A 23,485-nucleotide genomic window follows, 5' to 3' on the forward strand; every position below is an offset into this window, starting at 1 on the left:
GTGCGCCCTCGCCGCGGTGTCGGGCGGCTGCGCCTCCCCCGGCGGGCTCGCCGCGGGCGAGCCCGCCGGAACATGGCGCACTACGCGACCCGGGGCAGGATCGACGCCCCCGGCCGGCCCGGGCTGCGGCCGCCCGTGTACCTGGACCTGACCGGCGACGGGAAGCCCGAGCTGATCCTCGCCGCGGACACGGAGTCCGGGCGCACCGCGCTGACCGTGTACACGGCGCAGGACGGGAGGATCGTTCCCGTCCTCTTCGCGACGGGCCGGCGGATGGCCGTCGAGTCCCTCGGCGCCGGGACCTGCTGATCCGCACGGCGGCGGACGCGGGCGCGCAGCAGGCCGTCCGGTACCAGTGGGACGGGCGGCGGATGACGGTCGTCAGCGAGGAGCGCCGCTACGGCGGGTGCGGCTCGGGCGGTACGTCCGGGGCGCCGTCCGCCCCCGGCGCCGCCTCGCCGGGCGCGGACCGCGGGCGGGTGGGGCGGTGAGACGCCTCGGGGCGCGGGTGCGGCGCCTGCCGGGGTCGCTCGGCCTGCGCTGGAAGATCGCCGTCCTGTTGGCCGTGGGGTGCTCGCTCGTCGCCGTCACCATCGGCCTGCTGATCCACGACGCGCGGGTCCGTCAGGTCGGGGAGGCCGCCCGGGCGGGCGCCGTGGCCCAGTTGGTCCGGGTGCGGCAGGTGTACGAGCTGACGGGCGGGCTCGACTTCGGCAGGGTCGGGGAGATCGACGCGCGGATCGACTGTCCGGGCCTGCCGCCGGGGCTCCGGGAGGCGGCCCTCGCGGGGCAGCGCACGACCTGGCTCGACCTGGGCGGGGAGCACCCGACGGTGTGGGCGGCCCGGCCGGTGGGCGGGGAGCACGTCCTGTCCGTACGGCGGTCGCTGGTCCGCGAGCATGCCGAACTCGGCGAGCTGGACGCGCAGTTGGTGGCATATGGGGTGGGTGTCGTGGCGCTGGCGGCGATCGGCGGGGCGCTGCTCGCCAGCCGGATGAGTCGGGACCTGCGGGCGGCGGCGGAGACGGCCCGGCGCATCAGCGAGGGGGACCTGGACGCGCGGATCGGTCCTGCGGGGGCGCCGGGCACGCGTGACGAGGTGGCCGAACTGTCCGCGGCCGTCGACATCATGGCCGCCAGTCTCCAGCAACGCCTGGAAGCGGAGAGGCGGTTCACGGCGGACGTGACCCACGAGCTGCGGACTCCGCTGACGGGCCTGCACACGGCCGCGGAACTGCTGCCGCCCGGGCGGCCCACCGAACTGGTGCGCGACCGGGTCGCGGCGCTGAGGACCCTGACGGAGGACCTGCTGGAGGTGGCCCGACTGGACGCGGACCGGGAGGAGGCCCGCCTGGAGGCGCATCCGCTGGGTCCGCTGGCCCTCTCGATCACCCGGCGCTCCGGGGTGGAGGCCGAGGTCATCGGGGGCGACACGACCGACCCCGTCCGCACGGACGCCCGCCGGTTGGAGCGGATCCTGACGAACCTGCTGGTCAACGCGCGCCGCCACGGCGCGGGCCCGATCTGGGTCACGGTGTCCGGGAACACGGTGACGGTCCGGGACCAGGGGCCCGGTTTCCCGGAGGAAGTGCTGCGGGAGGGGCCCCGGCGGTTCCTGACGGGGACGCCGGAGCGAGGACAGGGCACGGGGCTCGGCCTGACCATCGCACTCGGTCAGGCCGCGGCGATCGGCGCCTCGGTCACCCTGTCGAACCCTCCCCCGACCGGCGCCTCGGCGGTGGTCACCCTCCCCGACGCCTGAACGCCCGGCGGGACGGGGGCGGCCCGGACGCTCGGGCGGACGGGCCCCCGAGGCGGGCGACGGGGACGCGGTTCACCCGTCCGGCCGGGGGCCGCAGATGACCCGAACCCTGTCCTTGACCTGCGAGAACGCCCGTGCGGCCAGCATACCTGACACCTCATCAGCAGGCACGACGGCTCGACCCCGGGTTACCTCGGGATCACGACCCCCCGTCCCGAGGAGTCCCCATGCGCCGACGCACCGCACACGTGCTCACCGCCACCGCGCTGACCGCCGTCGCCTTCGCCGGCCCGGTCGCCGGAGCGGTCGCCGCCGCAGACCTCGGCATGCCCGGCTTCGTCGCGGGGGACTTCGCCCCGCTGGAGGTGTGGCCCAAGTCCGCCGTCGCCGGGGCCACCGTCACCGTGAACACCACCGCGTGCGGACCCGGCAGCAGCGCCGACGGTGACGCCACCACCGTGGGGGGCGGCCGTTTCAAGCTGGTCCCGGGCACCCACAAGGAGGTCGTCGTGGGGCAGTTCCAGGTCTCCCGCCACCACGCACCCGGCACCTATGACATCGGGGTGACCTGCGCGAACGGCAAGTTCGCCACCGGCAACCTGATCGTCACCGAACGCGGCCCGCAGGGCCACGTCCACACCGGGGTCGGTGGGGGGACGACCACCACCGCCAACCCCACCAAGATCGCGGCGGGAGCGGCCGTCCTGGCCGCGGTCGCCGTGTGCGGTACCTGGCTCACGCGTCGCCGGGCGAGCGGCACGCAGAGCTGACGGAGGCCCGCCGCGGCTTCGGCCGCGGTCCGACCGGTACCGCATCCCGTCGCCCGCCCCGCGAGGTCCCCCCCGTTCGCGGGGCCGGGCGACGGCTCAGCCACAGGAACGGCACGCCGAGCGCAAGGGGGCAGACATGGGCTCCTCCCGCGCCGCCGGCAGAGGCGGGCTCCTCGCCCTGGCCGCGTGCGTCGGCGTCTGGCTCGTCTCCAACGGCTCCGCCGAGACCACGGGGCCCCCGCTGCCCTCCCCCGCCGAGGCCCTGAACACCTTGAGCGCCCAGGCCTCGTACCCCGGGAGCATCGATCCGCTCCCCGGCTCACCTCCCACCCGGATCCGGATCCCCGTCATCCGCGTGGACGCCCCGCTGACCGGCCTCGGCCTGGAGCGCGACGGCAGCCTCCAAGTGCCGCCGCCCGCCCGGCGCGACCTCGCGGGCTGGTACCGGGAGGGCGTCACGCCGGGCGCCGTCGGCACGGCCGTCATCGCCGGACACGTCGACCACGCGACCGGTCCGGCGGTCTTCTACCACCTGGGCGCGCTGCACCGCGGGGCCGCGATCGAGGTGGCGCGCGCGGACGGGCGTACGGCGGTGTTCACCGTCCACGCCGTCGAGGTGTACGAGGCCGAGGACTTCCCCGACGACCGCGTGTACGGGCTCTCGCCGCGCGCGGAACTCCGGGTGATCACCTGCGGGGGCGGCTTCTCCCCCCGTACGGGCTACCAGGGCAACGTGGTCGTCTTCGCGCACCTGACGGGAACCCATTAGGGCGCGCACCGGGTCGTGAGCGACGAGCGCCCCTGCCGCCCGGCCGTACGACGCGTCAGACCACGGCGAGCCGGTTCACCAGCAGCCCGGCTCTCCGCTCGGCGTCCCCCCTGGGCAGCCGTCCCGCCCGGGTCAGGGTCGCCAGCCCGTGCAGGGCCGCCCAGAACACCTCGGTGAACAGTCCCGGGTGGACGCCTTCCCCGGCGACCTCACCGAGCGTCTCCGACAGGGCGGCGAAGGCGTCCTTCAGGGGCTCCGGGGTCTCCTCGTCGGCGAACGCCAGTCCGCCGTCGAGCTGGAACATGGCGTCGTAGACCGCCGGATTGCGCTCGGCGAAGTCGAGGTAGGCGCGGGCGAGGGCGGCGACCCGGGCGCGCGGGCCGTCCGCGGCGCAGGCCGCGGCCCGCAGCGCGGCGGCCATCTCGGCGGCGCCCTCCAGGGCGACGGCGCCGATGATCTCGCGCTTGCCGCGGAAGTGGCTGTAGAGGACGGGCTGGCTGTACTCGATGCGCTCGGCGAGCCGGCGGGTGGTGACCGCGTCCCAGCCCTGCCGCTCGGCGAGTTCGCGGGCCGTCGCCACGATGAGGCGCTCGCGAACCGCCCGTTCGCGCTCCTTGCGTTCCTGTACCGACATGAGCCGATCCTAGCACCGCTAGACAATCAAGCGGCAGCAGGACTAGCATCGCCCCATCATCTAGCAGCGCTAGATCCCAGGAGGGGCAGCCATGTTCAACGCACTTGAGATCGTCACCACCGTGCTCGTCGGCCTGATGGTGGGAGTGGAGTTCTCCGTCGCCTTCGTCATCAACCGGATCCTCGACGCCCTCCCCGACGACAGCAACCAACGCGGCCGGAGCCACGGTGGCCGGATGCTCGGCGCCGTCATGCCGGTCTGGTACATCGGCTCGCTCGTCCTCGTCGCGGTCTGGGCCTTCGTCGGATGGCAGCACGACGGCGCCGGACTCGTCGTCACCGCCGGCGCGCTGCTGATCCTCAGCGTGGTCATGTCGCTCCTGCTGCTCGTCCCGATCAACAACCAGAGCAAGACGTGGACCACCGAGAACCGGCCCGCCGACTGGAAGGAGCAGATGAACCGCTGGGACCGCTTCCACTACGTCCGCGTCGCCGTCATCGTCGCCGCCTTCGCCCTGTTGGTCACCGCCCTCGCCTGAGCCCGCGGGTGGACACCACGCCGACGGCGCACGCGTCGGGGACCGCGCCCGGGCCCGTCACGGCTTCACGGGCGGGGCGCCCCTCAACCCCACTGCTCGATGCCGAGCTTCACCACCAGCGCCCCGACCACCGTCAGCAGCACGGCGCGGACGAATCCGCTGCCCTTGCTGAGGGCCATCCGGGCCCCGATCATCGCGCCGGCCAGGTTGAAGGCCGCCATCAGGGCGGCGAGTTGCCACAGCACCATGCCCTGGTACGCGAACATCGCCAGCGCCCCGGCGTTCGTGCAGCAGTTGACGATCTTGGCGGTGGCCGAGGCGGTGACCAGGTCGAGGTGGAGCAGCGCGGTGAGGGCCAGTACGAGGAAGGTGCCGGTGCCGGGGCCGATGAGGCCGTCGTAGAAGCCGATGCCGAGGCCCGCGAGGCCGATGGCCAGGAGTACCCGGTGTCGACTCACGGGCGCGGTGGACGGGGCGGCGCCGAAGCCCGGCTTGAAGATGACCACGCCCGCGACCACGACGAGCACGCCCATGATCAGGGGGCGGAGCGCGTCCCTGCTGATCCCGCCGGCCAGCGCGGCGCCACCCATCGACCCGACGAGCGCGGCGAGGCCGATCCGGACGGCGAGCTTCACGTTCACCGGCGCCTTGCGCACGTACGTCACGGCGGCGCCCGCGGTGCCGACGATGGCCACGGCCTTGTTCGTACCGAGCACGGTGGCGGGATGGGCGTTCGGCAGGCCCAGCAGCAGGGCGGGCAGGAGCAGCAGGCCGCCGCCGCCCACCACCGCGTCGATCCAGCCGGCCGCGGCGGCGGCCACGCAGAGGACGACGATCATGGTCGTGGATATGTCAGGCACGGCCTCGACCCTAGGCAACGGATGGGTGCACGAACCATCAATCGCCGGAAACTTGCGCAAAGGTTGAGCTTTGCCGGGCCGGCGCCCGGTCGGGAGCCACCGGCGACGCCGGGTCCACGGCCGCCGTCAGCGCGCTGGCGGCCAGCACGCTCGCCGGCCCCAGCCCGGCGGCGAGTCGCCGAGCAGGCGGTACGGACGCCGGCGCGGCCACCCCGGCCCGCAGGGCCGAGGGGCGGCGCGGCTTGCGGTGCCGGGCCGCGGCGGCGGGTGCGGGGGCGGCGGGCACGGACACGGGCAGGGCGACGTGCAGCGGGTGACGCATGGCGCGTTGGCCTCTCGGGAACGACGGGCTCAGGAGCCGCGGGACGGGACGGGCGGCGTGACGGGCCGGCCTGGCGGAGGGACAGGGGCGGGCGGGACGGCCCTGGAGGGCAGGACGGGGGGGGCCGGGCGCGGGGCTCAGAAGCTGAAGCACTCGCTGTGCACGCGCCCGGCCGGCACCCCGGCGCGCAGCACCGCCGCCCGGGTCGCGTCCGACATCCCCGGCGGCCCGCACAGGTACACGTCGTGCTCCACCAGGTCGGGCACCAGCGTCAGCAGCGACCGCGGGGCCAGCGGGTCGTGGGCGTCGTCGGAGCGTCCGAGCAGGTAGTGCAGCCCGGCCTGTCGCTCGGCGGCGATGGCCTCCAGTTCGGCGCGCAGCACGAGCTGTTCCTCCGCGCCGGCCCGGTAGAGCAGAGTGATGTCCCCGGGGCCGCCGGGCAGCGTCTCGAAGAGGGCCCGCATCGGGGTGATGCCGACACCGCCCGCGATCAGCAGCACCTTGGGCCGGGTCCGTCGCGCGGCGGTGAGCGCCCCGAACGGCCCGGTGGCCAACACCCGTGTGCCGGGCCGCAGTCGGCGGATCCGGCGGGAGTGCCCGCCGACCGCCTTGACGGTGATGCGGAGCGTGTCGCCGCGCACCGGAGCGGACAGCGAGAACGGCAGGGCGGTGTACCAGAGCCGCCGCTGGAGGAACCTCCAGCGCAGGAACTGGCCCGGTTCCGCGCGCAGTTCGGCCAGGTGTTGCCCGTACATGACGACGGAGACCACCCCGGGGCCCTCCACCCGCACCTCGGCCACCCGCAGCGCGTGCCGCAGGGCCTGCCGTACGGGACCACCGCGCGGTACCAGACCAGCAGGACGGCGACGACGGCGTGGGCGAGGGCCCAGAACCAGGCGGCGAGCGCCAGGTCGGGGCCGGCGAGCTGGTGGCCGAAGGCCGGCGCGGCGGCGAGGTACGCCGTCAGGTGTGCCCCGCGCCAGGTCTCGTGCGGGATCCGGCGGCGTACCGCGCGCGCGGAGGTGACGCCGACGGCGGCCAGCAGCACGGTGCCCGCGCAGGCGGCGGCGAGCGCCGGGTAGCCGAGCAGCCCCCCGGCGGCGGAGAGCACGTCGATCCCCCGGTACGCGGCGTACCCGAGGAGGGCGAGGAGGCCGTGCGCGAAGCACAGCAGCAGTACGTGGCGCCCGCCCAGCGCGTGCCAGCGCGCGAGCCGGTCGGCGCCCACGCCGTGCTCGACGGCCGGTACCCGGGCCATCAGGAACAGCATCGCGAGGATCCCGTACCCGGCGAGCAGGCCGCTCAGGTGCGCGGCGGTGGCGAAGAGCGCGTCGAGCCGGGCCGAGGGGTGCACCTGGGCCGCCCACAGCAGGACGACCAGCCCGGCCCCGCCCGGCAAACCGCCCTTGACCCGCCCCGCCGCATCTCGCATGGCGCTCACGCTGGGCGGCCGGCGGGCCGGTTTCGGGGGCGCGCGGGCAGCCGACGTGATCCTTAAGGCGGCCTTGAGGAACGCCTCACCGACCCTTAACCCCGGTGCTGAGGTGCGCGTTCCGTCCGGGTAACAACGGCGATGCGGCGGGGAAACAGCGGCCGCGCACGCTCGTGCCATGACGGCGGAGCGGCAGCGCACGGCGGTGATCCGCAGCGGCCCGTCCCCCCTGCCCACCGACCCGCCCACCGACGACGGAGGCTCCCGATCATGGCCGCAGCCACGCCCACGCCCACCCCCGCCATCGTGCTCATCGGCCACGGCATGGTCGGGCAGCGCTACCTGGAGGCCCTCGCCGAGCGCGGGGCCACGGCCACACACAGCGTCACCGTGCTCTGCGAGGAGCCCCGGCCCGCCTACGACCGGGTCCACCTGACCTCGTACTTCTCCGGCAGCAGCCCCGAGGACCTGTCGATGGTCCCGGACGGGTTCATGGCCGAGCACGGGATCGACCTGCACCTGGGCGACCCGGCCGAGCGCATCGACCGCGAGGCCCGCACCGTGGTGTCCCGCTCGGGCCGGGTGTTCCCGTACGACGTGCTCGTCCTGGCCACCGGCAGCTTCCCCTTCGTGCCGCCGGTCCCCGGTCACGACGCCCCCGGCTGCTTCGTGTACCGCACCATCGAGGACCTGCTGGCCATCGAGGAGTACGCGAAGACCCGTACCGCGGGCGCCGTCGTCGGCGGCGGGCTCCTCGGGCTGGAGGCCGCTGGCGCCCTCCAGGGCCTGGGGCTGGTCACCCGCATCGTGGAGTTCGCCCCGCGCCTGATGCCCGTGCAGATCGACGACGGCGGCGGCGGGGCACTGCTGCGCACCATCGAGAACATGGGGCTGACGGTGCACACCGGCGTCGGCACCCAGGAGGTGCTCACCGGCGAGGACGGCTCGGTGACCGGCATGAGGCTGTCCGACGGATCCACCGTGGACACGGAACTGGTGGTCTTCTCCGCCGGCGTCCGCCCCCGCGACGGGCTGGCCCGCGACAGCGGGCTGACCGTCGGGGAGCGCGGCGGGATCGGCGTCGACGCCCGCTGCCGCACCTCCGACCCGCGCGTCTACGCCATCGGCGAGTGCGCGCTGGCCTCCGACGGCCGGGTCTACGGGCTGGTCGCCCCGGGGTACGAGATGGCCGAGACGGCCGCCGACGACCTGCTCGGCCGGGAGAAGGAGTTCACCGGCGCCGACCTGTCCACCAAGCTCAAGCTGCTCGGCGTGGACGTGGCCTCCTTCGGGGACGCGCACGGCACCACCCCGGGCTGCCTCGACGTCGTCTACTCCGACGCCCGGTCGGGCGTCTACAAGAAGCTGGTCGTCGCCCCCGACGGGGTGCTGCTCGGCGGGGTCCTGGTCGGGGACGCGGACGCGTACGGGCTGCTGCGCCCGCTCACCGGCAGCGTGCCGCCCGTCACCCCCGAGCAGTTGGTGCTGCCGGCGGGGGCCGGCGCGCCCGTCGCGCTCGGCCCGTCGGCGCTCCCGGACGGCGCGGTGATCTGCTCCTGTCACAACGTCACGAAGAAGGCGATCGCCGACTGCGCCGACCTGCCCGAGGTCAAGAAGTGCACCAAGGCGGGCACGGGCTGCGGCAGTTGCCTCAAGGTCATCGGACAGCTGCTGCCGGCCGCCGCCGACAAGGGACTGTGCGGCTGCTTCCCGTTCAGTCGGGCCGAGTTGTACGAGATCGTCCGCACCCGCCGGCTGACCTCGTACCGGGAGATCCTGGACGCCCACGGCCGCGAGGGCGCCCGGGGCGGCGACGGCTGCGAGGTCTGCAAGCCGACCGTCGGATCGATCATCGCCTCCCTGGCCCCCACGCTCGGCGCGAGCGGCTACGTCCTCGACGGGGAGCAGGCCGCCCTCCAGGACACCAACGACCACTTCCTGGCGAACCTGCAGCGCAACGGCTCGTACTCCGTCGTCCCGCGCATCCCCGGCGGTGAGATCACCCCCGACAAGCTGATCGTGATCGGCGAGGTGGCCCGCGACTTCGGCCTCTACACGAAGATCACCGGCGGGCAGCGCATCGACCTCTTCGGGGCGAGCGTGGACCAGCTCCCGCGGATCTGGGCACGGCTGGTGGACGCGGGCTTCGAGTCGGGGCACGCCTACGGCAAGGCCCTGCGGACGGTGAAGTCCTGTGTCGGGCAGACCTGGTGCCGCTACGGGGTGCAGGACAGCGTCCGGATGGCCATCGACCTGGAGCTGCGCTACCGGGGCCTGCGGGCCCCCCACAAGCTGAAGTCGGCGGTGTCCGGCTGCGCCCGCGAGTGCGCGGAGGCCCAGAGCAAGGACTTCGGGGTCATCGCCACCGCGAGCGGCTGGAACCTCTACGTCGGCGGCAACGGCGGGGCCACCCCGCGCCACGCCGACCTGCTGGCCCAGGACCTGTCCGACGCCGAACTCGTCCGGCTCATCGACCGGTTCCTGATGTTCTACATCCGCACGGCCGACCGGCTGGAGCGCACCTCCACCTGGCTGGAGCGGCTGGAGGGCGGCCTCGACCACCTGCGGGACGTGATCGTGCACGACTCGCTCGGGCTGTGCGCGGAGCTGGAGGCCCTGATGGCCGACCACGTCGCGCACTACCGCGACGAATGGGCCGAGACGCTCCGGGACCCGGAGCGTCTGGGCCGGTTCGTGTCCTTCGTCAACGCCCCCGGCGCCCCCGACCCGACGGTGCGCTTCGTACCCGAACGCGACCAGGTCAAGCCCGACCTGGCGATCCTGACCCTGGAGCCCGTGGGAGGCACCCGATGACCGTGGAACTGAGGCTGGACGATCACTGGCTCGCCGTGTGCGAGCTGTCCTCGCTCGTGCCGGGGCGCGGCGTCGCGGCGCTGCTGCCCGACGGGAGCCAGGTCGCGGTGTTCGTCGACCGCGCGGGGCGCCCGTACGCCATCGGCAACCAGGACCCCTTCACCGGCGCGCACGTGTTGTCGCGGGGGCTGGTGGGGTGCGCGCGGGGCAGGGCGTTCGTGGCGTCGCCCCTGCTGAAACAGCGTTTCGACCTGGAATCGGGGCGCTGCCTGGACGACGAGGAGGTGGCGGTCCGGACCTACCCGGTGCGGACCACCGCGACCTCCGCGAACCCTGCGCCGCCGGCGACCTGCGAGGCGCCCGCGACCTGCGCGCCCGCGGCGACGCCCGCCGCCGCGTTCGCGCCGTCCGCCGAGAGTGTCACGGTCCCCGTCTGAGGTCAGCCCTGGATCATCGCCGGGTCCATCCACATGATCTCCCAGGTGTGGCCGTCGAGGTCCTCGAAGGCGCGGCCGTACATGGTGCCGTAGTCCTGGGCGGCGCGCGGCTCGGTGGCGCCCGCGCCGAGGGCCCCGTCGACCAGCTCGTCCACCGCGGCGCGGCTCTCGGCGCTCAGACACAGCAGCACCTCGGTGCTGGTGGAGGTGTCGGTGATGGCCTTGTGGGTGAAGTCCTTGAAGCGGGCCTCGGTGAGGAGCATCGCGACGATCGTGTCGCTGATGACCATGGAGGCGCAGTTCTCGTCGCTGAACTGGGCGTTGAAGGAGTAGCCGAGCTTGCCCCAGAAGGCCTTGCTGGCGTCGAGGTCCTTGACCGGCAGGTTGACGAAGATCATGGTGGAGGACATCTCGGTCTCTCTTCTCTCGCTGGGCGCGTGGCGGTTTCGCTGCGTTCGAGGGATAGACCGCGGGCGCCGCGGAAACTCATCGGTCCCGGCGAGAACTTTCCGAAACTCCTCGTACGGGGGACGCGAGCGCGGGCCGGACGACCCTCCGGGGCGCCGTCGCGAGGGGGCCGCGTCCGGCGCCGCCGAGCCCCCGAAGTCCCCGGCCGGGGGATTGACCTCGCGCAGGTCGCTCCCGCGTCATGAGGAATTGACGTCACGTCAACTCGACGCCTCTAGGTTCCTCGACGCGTGCGACCTCGCCGCCCACCCGGACGACGAGGCCCTCTCCCTCAGGAGTGACCGTGGAACGTCGTACCTTCCTGCGCGGCGCCGTCATCGGCTCCTCGGCCGCCGCCTTCGCCGGCACGCTGACGCACAGGGCCGCCTACGCCGCCCCCGCCCAGCCCGGCGCCGGACCGTACGGGGCGCTCGGCGCGGCCGACGCCAACGGCATCATGCTGCCCGCCGGTTTCGGCAGCCGCGTCGTCGCCCGCTCCGGGCAGGCCGTCGGCGGCACCTCGTACACCTGGCACCAGGCTCCCGACGGCGGCGCCTGCTTCGCCGACGGCACCGGCTGGATCTACGTGTCGAACTCGGAGATCAACCCGAGCGGCGGCGCGAGCGCCGTGCGGTTCGACGCCGCCGGCACCGTCACCGGCGCCTACCGGATCCTCTCCGGCACCCGGCAGAACTGCGCCGGCGGCAAGACCCCCTGGAACACCTGGCTGTCCTGCGAGGAGGTCGACCGCGGCTACGTGTACGAGACCGACCCGTACGGGATCAACGCCTCCGTCCAGCGGCCCGCACTGGGCCGCTTCAAGCACGAGGCGGCCGCCGCCGACCCCGTCCGCAAGGTGATCTACCTGACCGAGGACGAGACGAACGGCTGCTTCTACCGCTTCGTCCCCACCACCTGGGGCAACCTCTCCGCCGGCACCCTCCAGGTCCTCAAGGCCGGCAGCGCCGCCTCGGGCTCCTTCACCTGGGCCACCGTCCCCGACCCGGACGGCTCCCCGACCGTCACCCGCAGCCAGGTCTCCGGCGCCAAGAAGTTCAACGGCGGCGAGGGCTGCCACTACGCCGACGACACGGTCTGGTTCACCACCAAGGGCGACAACCGGGTCTGGCGGTTGAACCTCGCCGCCGGCACCTACGAGTTGGCCTACGACGACTCGCTGGTCCCCGGCGGGGCGGCCCCGCTGACCGGCGTGGACAACGTCACCGGGTCCTCGTACGGGGACCTGTACGTCGCCGAGGACGGCGGCAGCATGGAGATCTGTGTGATCACCCCGGACGACGTGGTGGCCCCCTTCCTGCGGATCACCGGCCAGTCCTCCTCGGAGATCACCGGCCCGGCCTTCTCCCCCGCGGGCGACCGCCTGTACTTCAGCAGCCAGCGCGGCACGAGCGGCAGCTCCGCCGGCGGCATCACCTACGAGGTCTCGGGCCCCTTCCGCGTGTAGGGCCCGGCCGCCGGCGCTCCGGCGGGCGGACTCCGGTCCCCCGCGGCCGCCGGCCGGGTGCGACCCCGGCCGGTCCGGACGCACCGGGCCTCAGGACGCCACGGCTCCGCCCTTGAGCAGGGCCGCGCCCAGCGGGGTCACCGTGTGCAGCACGGCGTTGCCCCGGCGCAGGGTGGTGACCAGGCCCGCCTCGCGCATCACACAGGCGTGCTGGCTCGCCGAGGCCAGGGAGACCCCGGCCCGGCGGGCCAGTTCACTCGTGGTGGCGCCGTCGCCGATGGCCCGCAGCACCACCGAGCGGGTGTGCCCGACCAGCTTGCCCAGGGTGCGCTGGCGGTGCTCCTCGACCGGCCGGGTGACCTCGCCCCCGGGTGTCGTCGAGGCGAGCTGGGCCGCCGCGGGGTAGACGAGCACCGGGGGCAGTTCCGGGTCCTGCAGGGTCACCGCCGTGCGCCGGCAGAAGAAGGACGGCTGGAGCAGCAGCCCGCGCCCCCGCAGCCGCACGTCCCGGTCCACGGGGTAGTCGCACTCCAGGACCGGGGCGCGCCAGCGCAGCATCGGCGGCAGCGAGGCCAGCAGTTCGTCCGCGCCGCCGTCCAGCAGGTCCCGGCCCCGGGCGGCCCGCTCGGCCTCGATCTGCGCCTGGATGTGCGTCCAGTACGGCTCGACGGCCGCCCGGTGGTACCCGCGGAGCTCCGCCAGCAGCCTCGGCAGGTGCTTGGTCCCGCCGTCCATGAACTCCCGCAGGCGTCGCGGAACCATGGTGTCGGCGCCGTCGCTCACGCCCGAGGGCATGCCGAAGGCAGCCCCGAAGCCGCCTCCCGAACCCAGCAACGTCAGCTCCCGCCGCATGCGTTCGGGACGGATCCCGCGCAGCGCGTCGAGGCCCACGTCCCACCCGTACTGACCCTCTACCGGAGTCAGGAAATCCGGGAAATAACCACGCCCCGGTATCAGCGCGCCGAGGAGCCTTGTTTCACCATTCAACCGGCTCCGGGTTTCCGTACGCCATTCACCGAACAGCCGGGCATCGCGCCGGTCCCTTAAACGGTGAAAACTGAGAATCGTTTCCCACAACGCATCGGGACGTGCTGCCATCCGTACGCGTGCGAGATCCACTCCCGTGAAATGGATACGAAGCACCGAACCCCCACCTGTGCAACCGCAATCCCCCCGCCCCATGAGTATGCATGCCGTCACACGTGGTCACCACGCCCTTTCGGCCACAGTTGAAACCCCTTTCGGCGGGGGCGTGACAACCGAAATCCTGTACTCCGCCGGGCACACTCCAGTGCGACCGAAACGCTCCGTGAAGGCCGTGGGGGGCTTTGCGGGGCCTGGCGGTCGGTCGCACCGGGAAGCGCCGACGTGTCCGGCGGATAGGCGGCAGGCGGTGGACGGGTGGGGATCCGTCCACCGCCTGGTGCCGTAAAGGCCCGGTGAATATGCGTGGTGCGAAAGCAGGCCGCGCCCGGCCCCGGTGGTCAGGAATCCCGGGGACGGGCGCGGTCTTGGGAACCGGTTCGACTCGGAAGGGTTCGTGCCCGACCGAGCCGTTCCGGAACCCGGCTCAGGGAGGACTCAGCGGCTGTCCGAGCCCTTGGATTCGGCGGCCGCACGGCCCGCTTCCAGGCGCGCCACCGGGATCCGGAACGGCGAGCAGGAGACGTAGTCCAGACCGACCTCGTGGAAGAAGTGCACCGACTCGGGGTCGCCGCCGTGCTCGCCGCACACGCCGAGCTTGAGGTCGGGGCGGGTGGCCCGGCCGGCCTCGACGGCGCTGCGGACCAGCGCGCCCACGCCGTCCTTGTCGATGGTCTCGAAGGGCGAGACCCCGAAGATGCCCTTCTCCAGGTACGCGGTGAAGAAGCTGGCCTCGACGTCGTCGCGGGAGAAGCCCCACACCGTCTGGGTCAGGTCGTTCGTGCCGAAGGAGAAGAACTGCGCGGCCTCGGCGATCTGACCGGCGGTCAGCGCGGCGCGCGGCAGCTCGATCATGGTGCCGATGCTCAGCTTGAGGCGGGTGCCGGTGGCGGCCTCGACCTCGGCGATGACCTGGTCGGCCTCGTCGCGGACGATCTCCAGCTCCTGGACGGTGCCGACGAGCGGGACCATGATCTCGGCGCGCGGGTCGCCCTTGGCGTTCTTGCGCTCGGCGGCGGCCTCGGCGATCGCCCGGACCTGCATCTTGAACAGACCCGGGATGACCAGGCCGAGGCGGACGCCGCGCAGGCCCAGCATGGGGTTCTGCTCGTGCAGCTTGTGCACGGCCTGGAGCAGGCGCAGGTCGTTCTCGTTGGCGTCCTTGCGGGACTCGGCGAGGGCGACGCGGACCGACAGCTCGGTGATGTCGGGCAGGAACTCGTGCAGCGGCGGGTCCAGGAGGCGGACGGTGACGGGCAGTCCGTCCATCGCCTCGAACAGCTCGACGAAGTCCTTCTTCTGCAGCGGCAGCAGGGCACTGAGTGCCTCTTCGCGCTCGCCGTCGGTGTCCGCGAGGATCAGTCGCTCCACCAGTTCACGGCGCTCGCCGAGGAACATGTGCTCGGTGCGGCACAGGCCGATGCCCTGGGCGCCGAAGCGGCGGGCGCGCAGCGCGTCCTCGGCGTTGTCGGCGTTGGCGCGCACCCGCAGCCGGCGGACGCGGTCCGCGTACGCCATGATCCGGTGCACGGCGGCGACCAACTCGTCGGCGTCGTCGGCGCCGGCGTGCATGCGGCCCTCGAAGTACTCGACGACCGGGGACGGTACGACGGGTACCTCACCGAGGTAGACCTTGCCGGTGGAGCCGTCGATGGAGACGACGTCGCCCTCTTCGATGACCGTGTCGCCGACCGTCATCCGGCGGCGCTTGGTGTCGACGTCGAGCTCCTCGGCGCCGCAGACACAGGTCTTGCCCATGCCGCGGGCCACGACGGCGGCGTGCGAGGTCTTGCCGCCGCGCGAGGTCAGGATGCCCTCGGAGGCGATCATGCCGTCCAGGTCGTCCGGGTTGGTCTCGCGGCGGATCAGGATGACCTTCTCGCCCGAGCGGGACCACTTGACGGCCGTGTACGAGTCGAAGACGGCCTTGCCGACGGCCGCGCCCGGGGAGGCGGCGATGCCGCGGCCCAGCAGGGTGGTCTTGGCGTCCTCGTCGAAGCGCGGGAACATCAGCTGCGCGAGCTGGTGGCCGGTGACGCGCTGGAGCGCCTCGGCCTCGTCGATCAGGCCCTGGTCCACGAGCTGGGTGGCGATGCGGAAGGCGGCGCCCGCGGTGCGCTTGCCGACGCGGGTCTGGAGCATCCACAGCTGGCCGCGCTCGATGGTGAACTCGATGTCGCAGAGATCCTTGTAGTGGGTCTCCAGCGTCTCCATGATCGTCATGAGCTGGTCGTAGGAGGCCTTGTCGAGGCCCTCCAGGTCCGCCAGCGGGACGGTGTTGCGGATGCCCGCGACCACGTCCTCGCCCTGGGCGTTCTGCAGGTAGTCGCCGTAGACGCCCTGGTGGCCGCTGGCCGGGTCGCGGGTGAAGGCGACGCCGGTGCCGGAGTCGGGGCCCAGGTTGCCGAAGACCATGGAGCAGATGTTGACCGCGGTGCCCAGGTCGCCGGGGATGCGCTCCTGGCGGCGGTAGAGCTTGGCGCGGTCGGTGTTCCAGGAGTCGAAGACCGCCTCGACGGCGAGGTCCATCTGCTCGCGGGGGTCCTGCGGGAACTCGCGGCCGGCCTGGCTCGCGACGATCTTCTTGAACTGCTTGACGAGCTTCTTCAGGTCGGCGGCGTCGAGGTCGGTGTCGACGGTGACCTTCTTGGCGGCCTTGGCGGCCTCCAGCGCGTCCTCGAACAGCTCGCCCTCGACACCCAGGACGGTCTTGCCGAACATCTGGATGAGGCGGCGGTACGAGTCCCACGCGAAGCGCTCGTCGCCGGACTGGGAGGCGAGGCCGGTCACGGAGTCGTCGGAGAGACCGATGTTCAGGACGGTGTCCATCATGCCGGGCATCGAGAACTTCGCGCCGGAGCGCACGGAGACCAGCAGCGGGTCGTCCGACTGCCCGAGCTTCTTGCCCATCTTCGCCTCGAGGGCGGCGAGGTGCGCGCTGACCTCGTCGCGCAGCTCGGCCGGGGCCTCGCCGCTTTCGAGGTAGACCTTGCAGGCCTCGGTGGTGATGGTGAAGCCGGGGGGGACCGGAAGACCGAGGTTGGTCATCTCGGCGAGGTTGGCTCCCTTGCCGCCGAGAAGGTCCTTGAGGTCCCGGTTGCCCTCGGTGAAGTCGTAGACGAGCTTCTGATCTTTGTTTTCCGACACGGGTCTCGACTCCTCGAGGACTCGGTGGCTGCCCTGACGGCCAGGAACATACCCAGATCGAAGGCTTCTGGGTACGTCCACTTGGTCGTCATGCGGCCGTAACCACCCGTGCGCCAGCCATTCGAAAGTAACCGATGAGTAATGTGAAAGTACGAAGAGCGTTCGGATCCCGAAGACAGAGGGGTCGATCGAGGCGTGATCACGCTCGGATGAGCGATCATCGATACATTTGCGTTCAAGAGTTGAACGCACAAAGGGTGGCACCCAGTGCCACCCTTTGAAAGTCTTACCCGTGACTTCCGTGCTCATCTGAGCGAAACCTGTCCCATGCGTGGCGTATATCACGCGGCACGGAGGGCGATTTGTCAGCCTCCGGAAGTGTCCAGCTCGGCTTCCTCGCCGACCCCGGCGCAGTCGTAAGGATCGTTCAACCAGCCCTCGGGCAGGACAACCCGGTTGTTTCCGGACGTCCGGCCGCGCGGACCGTCGGCGCTCTCGGGCCAACCTTGATCCAGATCAAGCTCGCTCAGATGAGCGTCCAGCTCGGCCAGGGAAGACGTGACCGCGAGCCTGCCCCGCATCTCGGAGCCCACGGCGAAGCCCTTGAGGTACCAGGCCACGTGCTTACGGAAGTCGATCACCCCGCGCGCCTCGTCACCGATCCACTCCCCCAGCAACTGGGCATGCCGGAGCATGGTGGTCGCGACCTCGCGCAGCGTCGGCTTGTGGAAGTCCTGCGGGCGTCCCTCGAAGGCCGCCACCAGGTCGTTGAACAGCCACGGCCGCCCCAGGCAGCCGCGCCCGACGACGACTCCGTCGCAGCCGGTCTCGCGGACCATGCGCAGCGCGTCCTCGGCGCACCAGATGTCGCCGTTGCCGAGCACCGGGATCTCCGGCACGTGCTCCTTGAGCCGCGCGATGGCGTCCCAGTCGGCGGTGCCGCCGTAGTGCTGGGCGGTGGTGCGCCCGTGCAGGGCGATGGCGGTCACGCCCTCCTCGACGGCGATCCGACCGGCGTCGAGGTAGGTGAGGTGGTCGTCGTTGATGCCCTTGCGCATCTTCATGGTGACGGGCAGGTCCCCGGCGCCGGCGACGGCCTCGCGCAGGATCGCGCGCAGCAGGTTCCGCTTGTACGGGAGGGCGGAGCCGCCACCCTTGCGGGTGACCTTGGGGACGGGGCAGCCGAAGTTGAGGTCGATGTGGTCGGCCCGGTCCTCTTCGACGATCATGCGGACGGCCTTGCCGACCGTGACGGGGTCCACCCCGTACAGCTGAATCGAGCGAGGTTTCTCGGTCTCGTCGAAGTGGATCAGTTGCATGGTCTTGTCGTTGCGCTCGACCAGGGCGCGGGTCGTGATCATCTCGCTCACGAACAGCCCCTTGCCGCCCGAGAACTCGCGGCAGAGAGTACGGAACGGGGCATTGGTGATGCCTGCCATCGGCGCGAGCACCACCGGGGGCTGCACGGTGTGCGGGCCGATCGCGAGAGGCGGGGGAAGCGTGGTCATCCGCCCATTGTCGCATCACGCATGTCGTTAGTTAGTCGTACTATCGGCAGCATGCGTGACTTGAGCCCCAGGCGGCGCACTCTCGTCTTGGCGATCTGCTGCATGAGCCTCCTCATCGTCAGTCTCGACACCACCGTCCTCAACGTTGCCCTGCCCGCCATCCGGCACGACCTGGACGCCTCGGTCGCGGGGATGCAGTGGACGATCGACGCGTACACCCTCGTACTGGCCTCGTTGCTGATGCTGGCGGGATCCACCGGGGACCGGCTCGGGCGCCGCAGGATCTTCTCCCTCGGGCTGGTGCTCTTCACCGCGGGTTCCCTGCTGTGTTCGCTCGCACCGAGCCTGGAATGGCTGATCGTCTTCCGCATGCTCCAGGCCGTGGGCGGCTCGATGCTCAACCCGGTCGCCATGTCGATCATCACCAACACCTTCACCGACCCGAAGGGACGCGCCCGCGCCATCGGCGTGTGGGGCGCCGTCGTCGGCATCTCGATGGCCGCCGGCCCGCTGATCGGCGGGCTGCTCGTGGACTCGGTCGGCTGGCGCTCCATCTTCTGGCTCAACCTGCCGATCGGATTGCTCGCCCTCGTCTTGACCCTGCGCTACGTCCCCGAGTCCCGGGCCGAGCACGCGCGCCGCCCGGACCCAGTGGGCCAGCTCCTCGTCATGGCGCTGCTGGGTTCGGTGACGTACGGGATCATCGAGGCCCCGGCCGCCGGTTGGACCTCGCCGCTGGTCATCGGCTGCGCGCTGACCGCCGCGGTCACCCTGGTGTGGCTGCTGCTGCACGAGAGCCGCCGGGCGGAGCCGCTGATCGACCCCCGGTTCTTCCGCAGCGCCCCCTTCAGCGGAGCGACGGTGATCGCCGTGAGCGCCTTCGCCGCGATGTCCGGGTTCCTCTTCCTGAACACCCTCTACCTCCAGGACGTGCGCGAACTCGACGCCCTCGGCGCGGGGCTGTACATGCTGCCGATGGCCGCGATGGCCTTCCTCTGCGCGCCCGTGTCCGGGCGGCTCCTGGCCCGCTCCGGGCCGCGGCTGCCGCTGGCGATCGCCGGCGTGACGATGGCGGCGAGCGGGCTGCTCTTCGCGGCGTTCTCGGCCGAGACCTCGACGCCGCTGATGTTCGCCGGCTACGTGCTCTTCGGGCTCGGCTTCGGCATGGTCAACGTGCCGATCACCAACACGGCCGTCTCCGGGATGCCGCGCGCCCAGGCGGGAGTGGCCGCGGCGGTGGCGTCGACCAGCCGGCAGACCGGCGCGACCCTGGGCGTCGCCGTGATCGGCGCCGTCCTGGCGGCCGGCACGTCGGGCGGCGCGGCCTTCGCGGAGGCGACCCGGCCCGCCTGGTGGATCATCACGCTCTGCGGGGTGTCGGTCCTCGCGGTCGGCCTCCTGACCACCGGTTCCTGGGCCCGCGCGACGGCCCTGCGCACGGCGAGCACCCTGGAGGCCCCGAGCCAAAACGTCGGTTCGCGGGTCTCGTAGGCCGTCACTTTCGCATCTTGCCGGGGCCGCGGTGTCCGGCACCGCGGCCCTGACCGACAAGATCCGAAAGAGACGACCCAGGTCCTGTAGTACGGCGGGTGCCCGGCGGCTATTCCCCGCACTCGAAGTCGTCGGCGTGCGAGTCGATCCGGGCCAGGAGCGCGCGCAGGGCTTCCCGGTCGGCCTCGGACAGACCGGAGAACAGGCCCAGCTCGACGGCGTCGAGGGCCGCGTTCGTCTCACCGAGGACGGTCGAGCCGGTGGCCGTGATGGCCACGTTGTGGCGGCGGCGGTCGGCCGGGTCGCGGCGGCGTTCCACCAGACCGTCGCGCTCCAGGTCGTTGAGGATCCCGACGAGCACGCTCGGGTCCACCTCCAGTCGGGCCGCGAGTGACCGCTGGCCCACGGGTCCGGTCTCCAGGTGCATCAGCGTCATGGCGTGCCGGGGGGTGAGCCCGGCCGCGCTGAGCGCCTTCTTCATGCGGGTCTGGGTGACCGATCCGTGCCAGGCGAGGAGCAGGCCCAGCCGCTGCGGCGGGTTCGAGGCGTCCTGTGCTGCCGTCATGCCCATATCGTAGCGCTCACAAAATGATTGCGATCATCCGATCGTTGATGCTATTCAATGGTTCTATACATTCGACCTTTGGAGTGCACCATGTTCATTGGCTACGTCGTCGTCGCCGGCCTGCTCGCCCTCGTGCTCGCCGCGTCGGCGACCCTCACCTTCCTTCGCAACGAGACGATCCTCGCGAACATGCGGAAGGTGGCGGTGCCCGATTCCCTCCTGCCGGTCCTGGCCGCACTGAAGGCCGCCGGCGCGGTGGGGCTGGTCGCGGGCATGTGGGTGGCGCCGCTCGGCGTCGCCGCCGCAATCGGCGTGACCCTCTACTTCATCGGTGCGGTCGCGAGCCACCTGCGCGTCAAGCACTACGACCTCGCCCCGGCCGCCGTCCTCACGCTGCTCTCGGCGGCGGCCCTGGCCCTGCGCCTCGCCTCCTGACCCACCCCGGCCCGGATCCGACAACCCTTCACGCTGACGAGTGACAGATATTGAAATCTGTCACCCGTCATGCCATTGTCTTTTCATGACCACTCACCAGAACGCTCCCCTCACCCCTCACCCCTCCCGCCGCCTCGGTGCCACCGGCCCCTCCGTCTTCCCGCTGGGACTGGGCTGCATGGGCATGTCCGCCCTGTACGGCGAGGCCGACCGGAGCGAGTCGATCGCCACCATCCACGCCGCCCTGGACGCGGGCGTCACCCTGCTCGACACCGGTGACTTCTACGGCATGGGCCACAACGAACTGCTGATCAACGAGGCCCTGCGCACCGCGCCCGCCGCGGCCCGCGAGCAGGCGCTGACGAGCGTGAAGTTCGGCGCCCTGCGCACGGTCGAGGGCGGCTTCGCCGGTTACGACGGCCGGCCCGACGCCGTCCGGAACTTCCTCGCCTACTCCCTCCAGCGGCTCGGCCGGGACCACGTCGACGTCTACCGGATCGCCCGCGTGGACCCGGACGTCCCCATCGAGGAGACGATCGGCGCCATCGCCGAGGCCGTCCAGGCCGGACACGTACGACACATCGGCCTCTCGGAGGTCGGCGCGGAGACCCTGCGCCGGGCCGCCGCCGTCGCTCCGATCTCCGACCTCCAGATCGAGTACTCGCTGATCTCGCGGGGCATCGAGGAGAAGATCCTGCCGACCGCCCGCGAGCTGGGCATCGGCGTCACCGCGTACGGGGTGCTCTCCCGGGGCCTGATCAGCGGCCACTTCGGCCGCGACCGGGCGCTCGCCCCCGGCGACTTCCGCGGGATGAGCCCCCGCTTCCAGGGCGACAACCTCGACCGGAACCTCGACCTGGTGGACGCCCTGCGCAAGGTCGCCGACAGCAAGGGCGTGAGCGTCGCCCAGATCGCCATCGCCTGGGTTCTCGCGCGCGGGGAGGACATCGTGCCGCTGGTCGGCGCCCGCCGCCGGGACCGCCTCGACGAGGCCCTGGGCGCCCTGGACGTGGAGCTGACCGCCGCCGACCTGACCGCCATCGAGGAGGCGGTCCCGGCCGGGGCCGCGGCCGGCGATCGGTACCCGGAGGCCCAGATGGCCCACCTCGACAGTGAGCACTGACCCGGCTGTACGGTCGTACCCATGCCCCCCGCTGCTGCCGAGCCCCTGACTCCCGAGCGCATCCTCGAAACCACCGAGGACGTGTTGCGGCGCTTCGGCCCCACCAAGGCCACCGTGGTGGACGTGGCGCGCGCGCTGGGCGTCAGCCACGGCAGCGTGTACCGCCACTTCCCGTCGAAGGCGGCGCTGCGCGAGGCCGTCACGGACCGCTGGCTCGCCAAGAGCATCGTGATGCTGGAGGAGATCGCCTCGGCCCCCGCCGAGACGGCGCCCTCCAAGCTGGAGTCGTGGCTGGAGGCCCTCTTCGAGGCCAAGCGCAAGAAGGCGGGCGCCGACCCGGAGTTGTTCGCGACGTACACCGTGCTCCTCGCCGAGAACAGCGGCGTGGTGGACCGGCATCTGAGCGAGCTGATCGAGCAGTTGGTCCGGATCATCGCCGACGGGGTCGAGGCCGGGACACTGGCCGCGCCCGACGTGCCGGCGGCGGCGCGGGCCGTGTTCGACGCCACGGGCCGGTTCCATGACCCGCAGTACGCCGCCGACTGGCTCTCCCCGACCATCCTCCCGGAGTTCGAGGCGGTCACCTCGCTCGTCATCCGGGGCCTGCGCGCCTGACCCGACCTCCCCGGATCGCCGGCCCCCTCGCCCGGCGGCTCGATCCGGCAGCCATTGATCCGGCGGCTCCGATGGTCCGGTCGTCGCTGATCCGGGTAATTCGGAACAGGTGGCTCCGTTCGACTTGGTGATCATTTGAGCCGGAGAACCCTGTCCCCGGTCGCGGCCCTGCCCTACGTTCCCCGAGACACCGTCAGGTACTTCTCAGGGGGAAGCATGTCCGCTCCACAGCCTCAGGGCGCCCGCCCCGCGCCACCCGCGCGGTCGGGCGGCGCCGCGGCGCTCGGCTGGGTTCTGACCATCGGGCTCAACGTGGTCGCGCCGATCATCACCTACAACCAGTTGCACGATCACGGCTGGAGGGAGTTCGACGCGCTGCTGATCAGCAGCGCGTGGCCCGTCCTCGACAGCGCGATCCACCTGGCCTGGCGTCGCAAGGTCGACGAGTTCGCGATCGTCACCCTGGTCTTCCTGGTGATCACGGCGGCCGTCTCGCTGATCGGCGCGCACTCGGCCCGGGCCCTGTTGATCAAGGACTCGGGGGTGACGGGGCTGTTCGGGGTCCTCTGCCTCGTCACGCTGCTCGCACCGAGGCCGCTGATGTTCTACTTCGGCCGCAAGTTCGCCACGGACGGGACTCCCGAGAGCACGGCCTGGTGGAACGGCCTGTGGCAGTACGAGGGCTTCCGCCGAACCATGATCGTGATGACCACGGTGTGGGGCGTGGCCTACCTGGTCGAGGCCGGGATCCGCATCGCCCTGACCTACGCGCTCGACACCGACACGATGGTGGTCCTCAGCCCCGTCATGATCTACACGGTGCTCGGCCTGCTGGGCGTCTGGACCGCCCTCTACGGCAAGCGTTCGCAGGCGGAGGGCGAACGGCGCGCCGCCGAGACGGCCGCGGCCGCGCAGCCCGCCGGGGCCGCGCAGGCCTGAGGGGCGCCCCCCGGGGACGGAGAACGCCGGTGGCCCGGTGCGCACTGCGCACCGGGCCACCGGCGTTTCGGCGAAGCCGCGACGTCGAAGCCGCCGACCGGCGGCGGCCCGGGTCCGAGAGGGCCCGAGCCGACGACAGGACCTAGTGCTGCTCCGCGAAAGTTCGTGGAGGGGGGTTCAGGCTTCCTGGAGGGGGCTGGCGGCGTAGGTCCACTTGAAGGGGCGGGCGGTCTCGTTCCGTTTGATCATGTAGTCGTCCATCTTGGCGA

General features: G+C 72.1%; 22 protein-coding genes and 1 pseudogene. 13 read left to right on the top strand and 10 right to left on the bottom strand.

What is annotated here, in order from left to right:
- The first annotated feature begins 72 nt into the window (after positions 1-72).
- The 4 genes from OTB19_RS11315 to OTB19_RS11330 all read left to right on the top strand — a co-directional run bounded on the left by OTB19_RS11315 (position 73) and on the right by OTB19_RS11330 (position 3,301).
- Positions 73-309, top strand: a complete 237-nt coding sequence (locus tag OTB19_RS11315; RefSeq protein ID WP_267797923.1) for a hypothetical protein — start codon at positions 73-75, stop codon at positions 307-309.
- Positions 310-487: 178 nt separating this feature from the next.
- Complete coding sequence (locus OTB19_RS11320; protein ID WP_267797924.1) at positions 488-1,762, top strand: sensor histidine kinase; 1,275 nt, start codon at positions 488-490, stop codon at positions 1,760-1,762.
- A gap of 227 nt (positions 1,763-1,989) precedes the next feature.
- Positions 1,990-2,532, top strand: coding sequence for a hypothetical protein (locus OTB19_RS11325; protein ID WP_267797925.1), 543 nt, complete (start codon positions 1,990-1,992; stop codon positions 2,530-2,532).
- Positions 2,533-2,668: 136 nt separating this feature from the next.
- Positions 2,669-3,301 carry a class F sortase gene (locus OTB19_RS11330; protein WP_267797926.1) on the top strand — a complete coding sequence of 211 codons (633 nt, stop codon included), beginning with the start codon at positions 2,669-2,671 and terminating at the stop codon, positions 3,299-3,301.
- Between the two features lie 55 nt (positions 3,302-3,356).
- On the opposite strand, the gene OTB19_RS11335 is transcribed toward OTB19_RS11330, so the two are convergent.
- Positions 3,357-3,935: a TetR/AcrR family transcriptional regulator gene (locus tag OTB19_RS11335; protein ID WP_267797927.1), complete on the bottom strand. Its 579-nt coding sequence runs from the start codon at positions 3,933-3,935 to the stop codon at positions 3,357-3,359.
- Between the two features lie 91 nt (positions 3,936-4,026).
- Here OTB19_RS11335 and OTB19_RS11340 point away from each other — a divergent pair, with 91 nt between their 5' ends.
- The gene (locus tag OTB19_RS11340) at positions 4,027-4,473 is read left to right on the top strand and encodes a DUF1772 domain-containing protein (RefSeq protein WP_267797928.1); all 447 of its coding nucleotides are present in this window, start codon (positions 4,027-4,029) and stop codon (positions 4,471-4,473) included.
- Positions 4,474-4,556: 83 nt separating this feature from the next.
- Here OTB19_RS11340 and OTB19_RS11345 read toward each other — a convergent pair whose 3' ends face one another.
- The 4 genes from OTB19_RS11345 to OTB19_RS11360 form a co-directional block, all read right to left on the bottom strand.
- Entirely contained in the window at positions 4,557-5,333 is a 777-nt protein-coding gene (locus OTB19_RS11345; protein ID WP_267797929.1) for a sulfite exporter TauE/SafE family protein, read from the bottom strand.
- A 37-nt stretch (positions 5,334-5,370) separates the two neighbouring features.
- Complete coding sequence (locus tag OTB19_RS11350; protein WP_267797930.1) at positions 5,371-5,655, bottom strand: hypothetical protein; 285 nt, start codon at positions 5,653-5,655, stop codon at positions 5,371-5,373.
- A gap of 137 nt (positions 5,656-5,792) precedes the next feature.
- Complete coding sequence (locus tag OTB19_RS11355) at positions 5,793-6,155, bottom strand: hypothetical protein (RefSeq protein WP_267797931.1); 363 nt, start codon at positions 6,153-6,155, stop codon at positions 5,793-5,795.
- A complete protein-coding gene (locus OTB19_RS11360) occupies positions 6,146-7,087 on the bottom strand; it encodes a ferric reductase-like transmembrane domain-containing protein (RefSeq protein ID WP_267797932.1) in 942 nt (313 codons plus the stop codon). The genes OTB19_RS11355 and OTB19_RS11360 overlap by 10 nt, the downstream gene beginning before the upstream one ends.
- A gap of 270 nt (positions 7,088-7,357) precedes the next feature.
- Between OTB19_RS11360 and nirB the strand changes: the two genes are divergently transcribed.
- Positions 7,358-9,901: a nitrite reductase large subunit NirB gene (gene nirB / locus OTB19_RS11365; RefSeq protein WP_267797933.1), complete on the top strand. Its 2,544-nt coding sequence runs from the start codon at positions 7,358-7,360 to the stop codon at positions 9,899-9,901.
- Positions 9,898-10,212, top strand: a pseudogene (gene nirD, locus OTB19_RS11370) (nitrite reductase small subunit NirD); the annotation flags it as partial. The gene nirB and the pseudogene nirD, both read left to right, overlap by 4 nt.
- Positions 10,213-10,340: 128 nt before the next feature.
- Here the strand turns inward: nirD and OTB19_RS11375 are convergent.
- Positions 10,341-10,748, bottom strand: coding sequence for a VOC family protein (locus tag OTB19_RS11375; protein WP_267797934.1), 408 nt, complete (start codon positions 10,746-10,748; stop codon positions 10,341-10,343).
- A 341-nt stretch (positions 10,749-11,089) separates the two neighbouring features.
- Here OTB19_RS11375 and OTB19_RS11380 point away from each other — a divergent pair, with 341 nt between their 5' ends.
- On the top strand, positions 11,090-12,250 hold the full coding sequence (locus OTB19_RS11380; RefSeq protein WP_267797935.1) for an alkaline phosphatase PhoX: 1,161 nt from the start codon (positions 11,090-11,092) through the stop codon (positions 12,248-12,250).
- A gap of 90 nt (positions 12,251-12,340) precedes the next feature.
- On the opposite strand, the gene OTB19_RS11385 is transcribed toward OTB19_RS11380, so the two are convergent.
- From OTB19_RS11385 to dusB, 3 genes are all read right to left on the bottom strand, one after another.
- Complete coding sequence (locus OTB19_RS11385; RefSeq protein ID WP_267797936.1) at positions 12,341-13,393, bottom strand: ArsR/SmtB family transcription factor; 1,053 nt, start codon at positions 13,391-13,393, stop codon at positions 12,341-12,343.
- 438 nt (positions 13,394-13,831) lie between these two features.
- Positions 13,832-16,540, bottom strand: a complete 2,709-nt coding sequence (ppdK, locus tag OTB19_RS11390) for a pyruvate, phosphate dikinase (protein WP_267797937.1) — start codon at positions 16,538-16,540, stop codon at positions 13,832-13,834.
- A 365-nt stretch (positions 16,541-16,905) separates the two neighbouring features.
- Positions 16,906-18,048, bottom strand: a complete 1,143-nt coding sequence (gene dusB, locus OTB19_RS11395; RefSeq protein WP_267797938.1) for a tRNA dihydrouridine synthase DusB — start codon at positions 18,046-18,048, stop codon at positions 16,906-16,908.
- A 51-nt stretch (positions 18,049-18,099) separates the two neighbouring features.
- On the opposite strand from dusB, the gene OTB19_RS11400 reads away from it, so the two are divergent.
- Positions 18,100-19,539: an MFS transporter gene (locus OTB19_RS11400; protein ID WP_267797939.1), complete on the top strand. Its 1,440-nt coding sequence runs from the start codon at positions 18,100-18,102 to the stop codon at positions 19,537-19,539.
- 109 nt (positions 19,540-19,648) lie between these two features.
- On the opposite strand, the gene OTB19_RS11405 is transcribed toward OTB19_RS11400, so the two are convergent.
- Positions 19,649-20,104, bottom strand: a complete 456-nt coding sequence (locus OTB19_RS11405; RefSeq protein ID WP_267797940.1) for a MarR family winged helix-turn-helix transcriptional regulator — start codon at positions 20,102-20,104, stop codon at positions 19,649-19,651.
- Between the two features lie 90 nt (positions 20,105-20,194).
- Here OTB19_RS11405 and OTB19_RS11410 point away from each other — a divergent pair, with 90 nt between their 5' ends.
- The 4 genes from OTB19_RS11410 (at position 20,195) to OTB19_RS11425 (ending at position 23,216) form a co-directional block, all read left to right on the top strand.
- Positions 20,195-20,539 carry a DoxX family protein gene (locus tag OTB19_RS11410; RefSeq protein WP_267797941.1) on the top strand — a complete coding sequence of 115 codons (345 nt, stop codon included), beginning with the start codon at positions 20,195-20,197 and terminating at the stop codon, positions 20,537-20,539.
- 85 nt (positions 20,540-20,624) lie between these two features.
- Positions 20,625-21,662, top strand: coding sequence for an aldo/keto reductase (locus OTB19_RS11415; RefSeq protein WP_267797942.1), 1,038 nt, complete (start codon positions 20,625-20,627; stop codon positions 21,660-21,662).
- A 21-nt stretch (positions 21,663-21,683) separates the two neighbouring features.
- Positions 21,684-22,277 carry a TetR family transcriptional regulator gene (locus OTB19_RS11420; RefSeq protein WP_267797943.1) on the top strand — a complete coding sequence of 198 codons (594 nt, stop codon included), beginning with the start codon at positions 21,684-21,686 and terminating at the stop codon, positions 22,275-22,277.
- A 216-nt stretch (positions 22,278-22,493) separates the two neighbouring features.
- Positions 22,494-23,216 (top strand): VC0807 family protein, encoded by a 723-nt coding sequence (locus tag OTB19_RS11425; RefSeq protein WP_267797944.1) that lies wholly within the window; start codon positions 22,494-22,496, stop codon positions 23,214-23,216.
- Positions 23,217-23,485 lie beyond the last annotated feature (269 nt).

It is taken from the genome of Streptomyces sp. H27-H5 (assembly GCF_026627505.1).
Lineage (GTDB): Bacteria > Actinomycetota > Actinomycetes > Streptomycetales > Streptomycetaceae > Streptomyces.

Coding starts and splice junctions, on each gene's coding strand:
- OTB19_RS11350 (WP_267797930.1), bottom strand. CDS start 5,655: ATGCGTCACCCGCTGCACGTCGCCCTGCCCGTGTCCGTGCCCGCCGCC.
- nirB (WP_267797933.1), top strand. CDS start 7,358: ATGGCCGCAGCCACGCCCACGCCCACCCCCGCCATCGTGCTCATCGGC.
- OTB19_RS11415 (WP_267797942.1), top strand. CDS start 20,625: ATGACCACTCACCAGAACGCTCCCCTCACCCCTCACCCCTCCCGCCGC.
- OTB19_RS11420 (WP_267797943.1), top strand. CDS start 21,684: ATGCCCCCCGCTGCTGCCGAGCCCCTGACTCCCGAGCGCATCCTCGAA.
- OTB19_RS11315 (WP_267797923.1), top strand. CDS start 73: ATGGCGCACTACGCGACCCGGGGCAGGATCGACGCCCCCGGCCGGCCC.
- OTB19_RS11425 (WP_267797944.1), top strand. CDS start 22,494: ATGTCCGCTCCACAGCCTCAGGGCGCCCGCCCCGCGCCACCCGCGCGG.
- OTB19_RS11335 (WP_267797927.1), bottom strand. CDS start 3,935: ATGTCGGTACAGGAACGCAAGGAGCGCGAACGGGCGGTTCGCGAGCGC.
- OTB19_RS11400 (WP_267797939.1), top strand. CDS start 18,100: ATGCGTGACTTGAGCCCCAGGCGGCGCACTCTCGTCTTGGCGATCTGC.
- OTB19_RS11325 (WP_267797925.1), top strand. CDS start 1,990: ATGCGCCGACGCACCGCACACGTGCTCACCGCCACCGCGCTGACCGCC.
- OTB19_RS11410 (WP_267797941.1), top strand. CDS start 20,195: ATGTTCATTGGCTACGTCGTCGTCGCCGGCCTGCTCGCCCTCGTGCTC.
- OTB19_RS11340 (WP_267797928.1), top strand. CDS start 4,027: ATGTTCAACGCACTTGAGATCGTCACCACCGTGCTCGTCGGCCTGATG.
- dusB (WP_267797938.1), bottom strand. CDS start 18,048: ATGACCACGCTTCCCCCGCCTCTCGCGATCGGCCCGCACACCGTGCAG.
- OTB19_RS11405 (WP_267797940.1), bottom strand. CDS start 20,104: ATGACGGCAGCACAGGACGCCTCGAACCCGCCGCAGCGGCTGGGCCTG.
- OTB19_RS11330 (WP_267797926.1), top strand. CDS start 2,669: ATGGGCTCCTCCCGCGCCGCCGGCAGAGGCGGGCTCCTCGCCCTGGCC.
- OTB19_RS11360 (WP_267797932.1), bottom strand. CDS start 7,087: ATGCGAGATGCGGCGGGGCGGGTCAAGGGCGGTTTGCCGGGCGGGGCC.
- OTB19_RS11375 (WP_267797934.1), bottom strand. CDS start 10,748: ATGTCCTCCACCATGATCTTCGTCAACCTGCCGGTCAAGGACCTCGAC.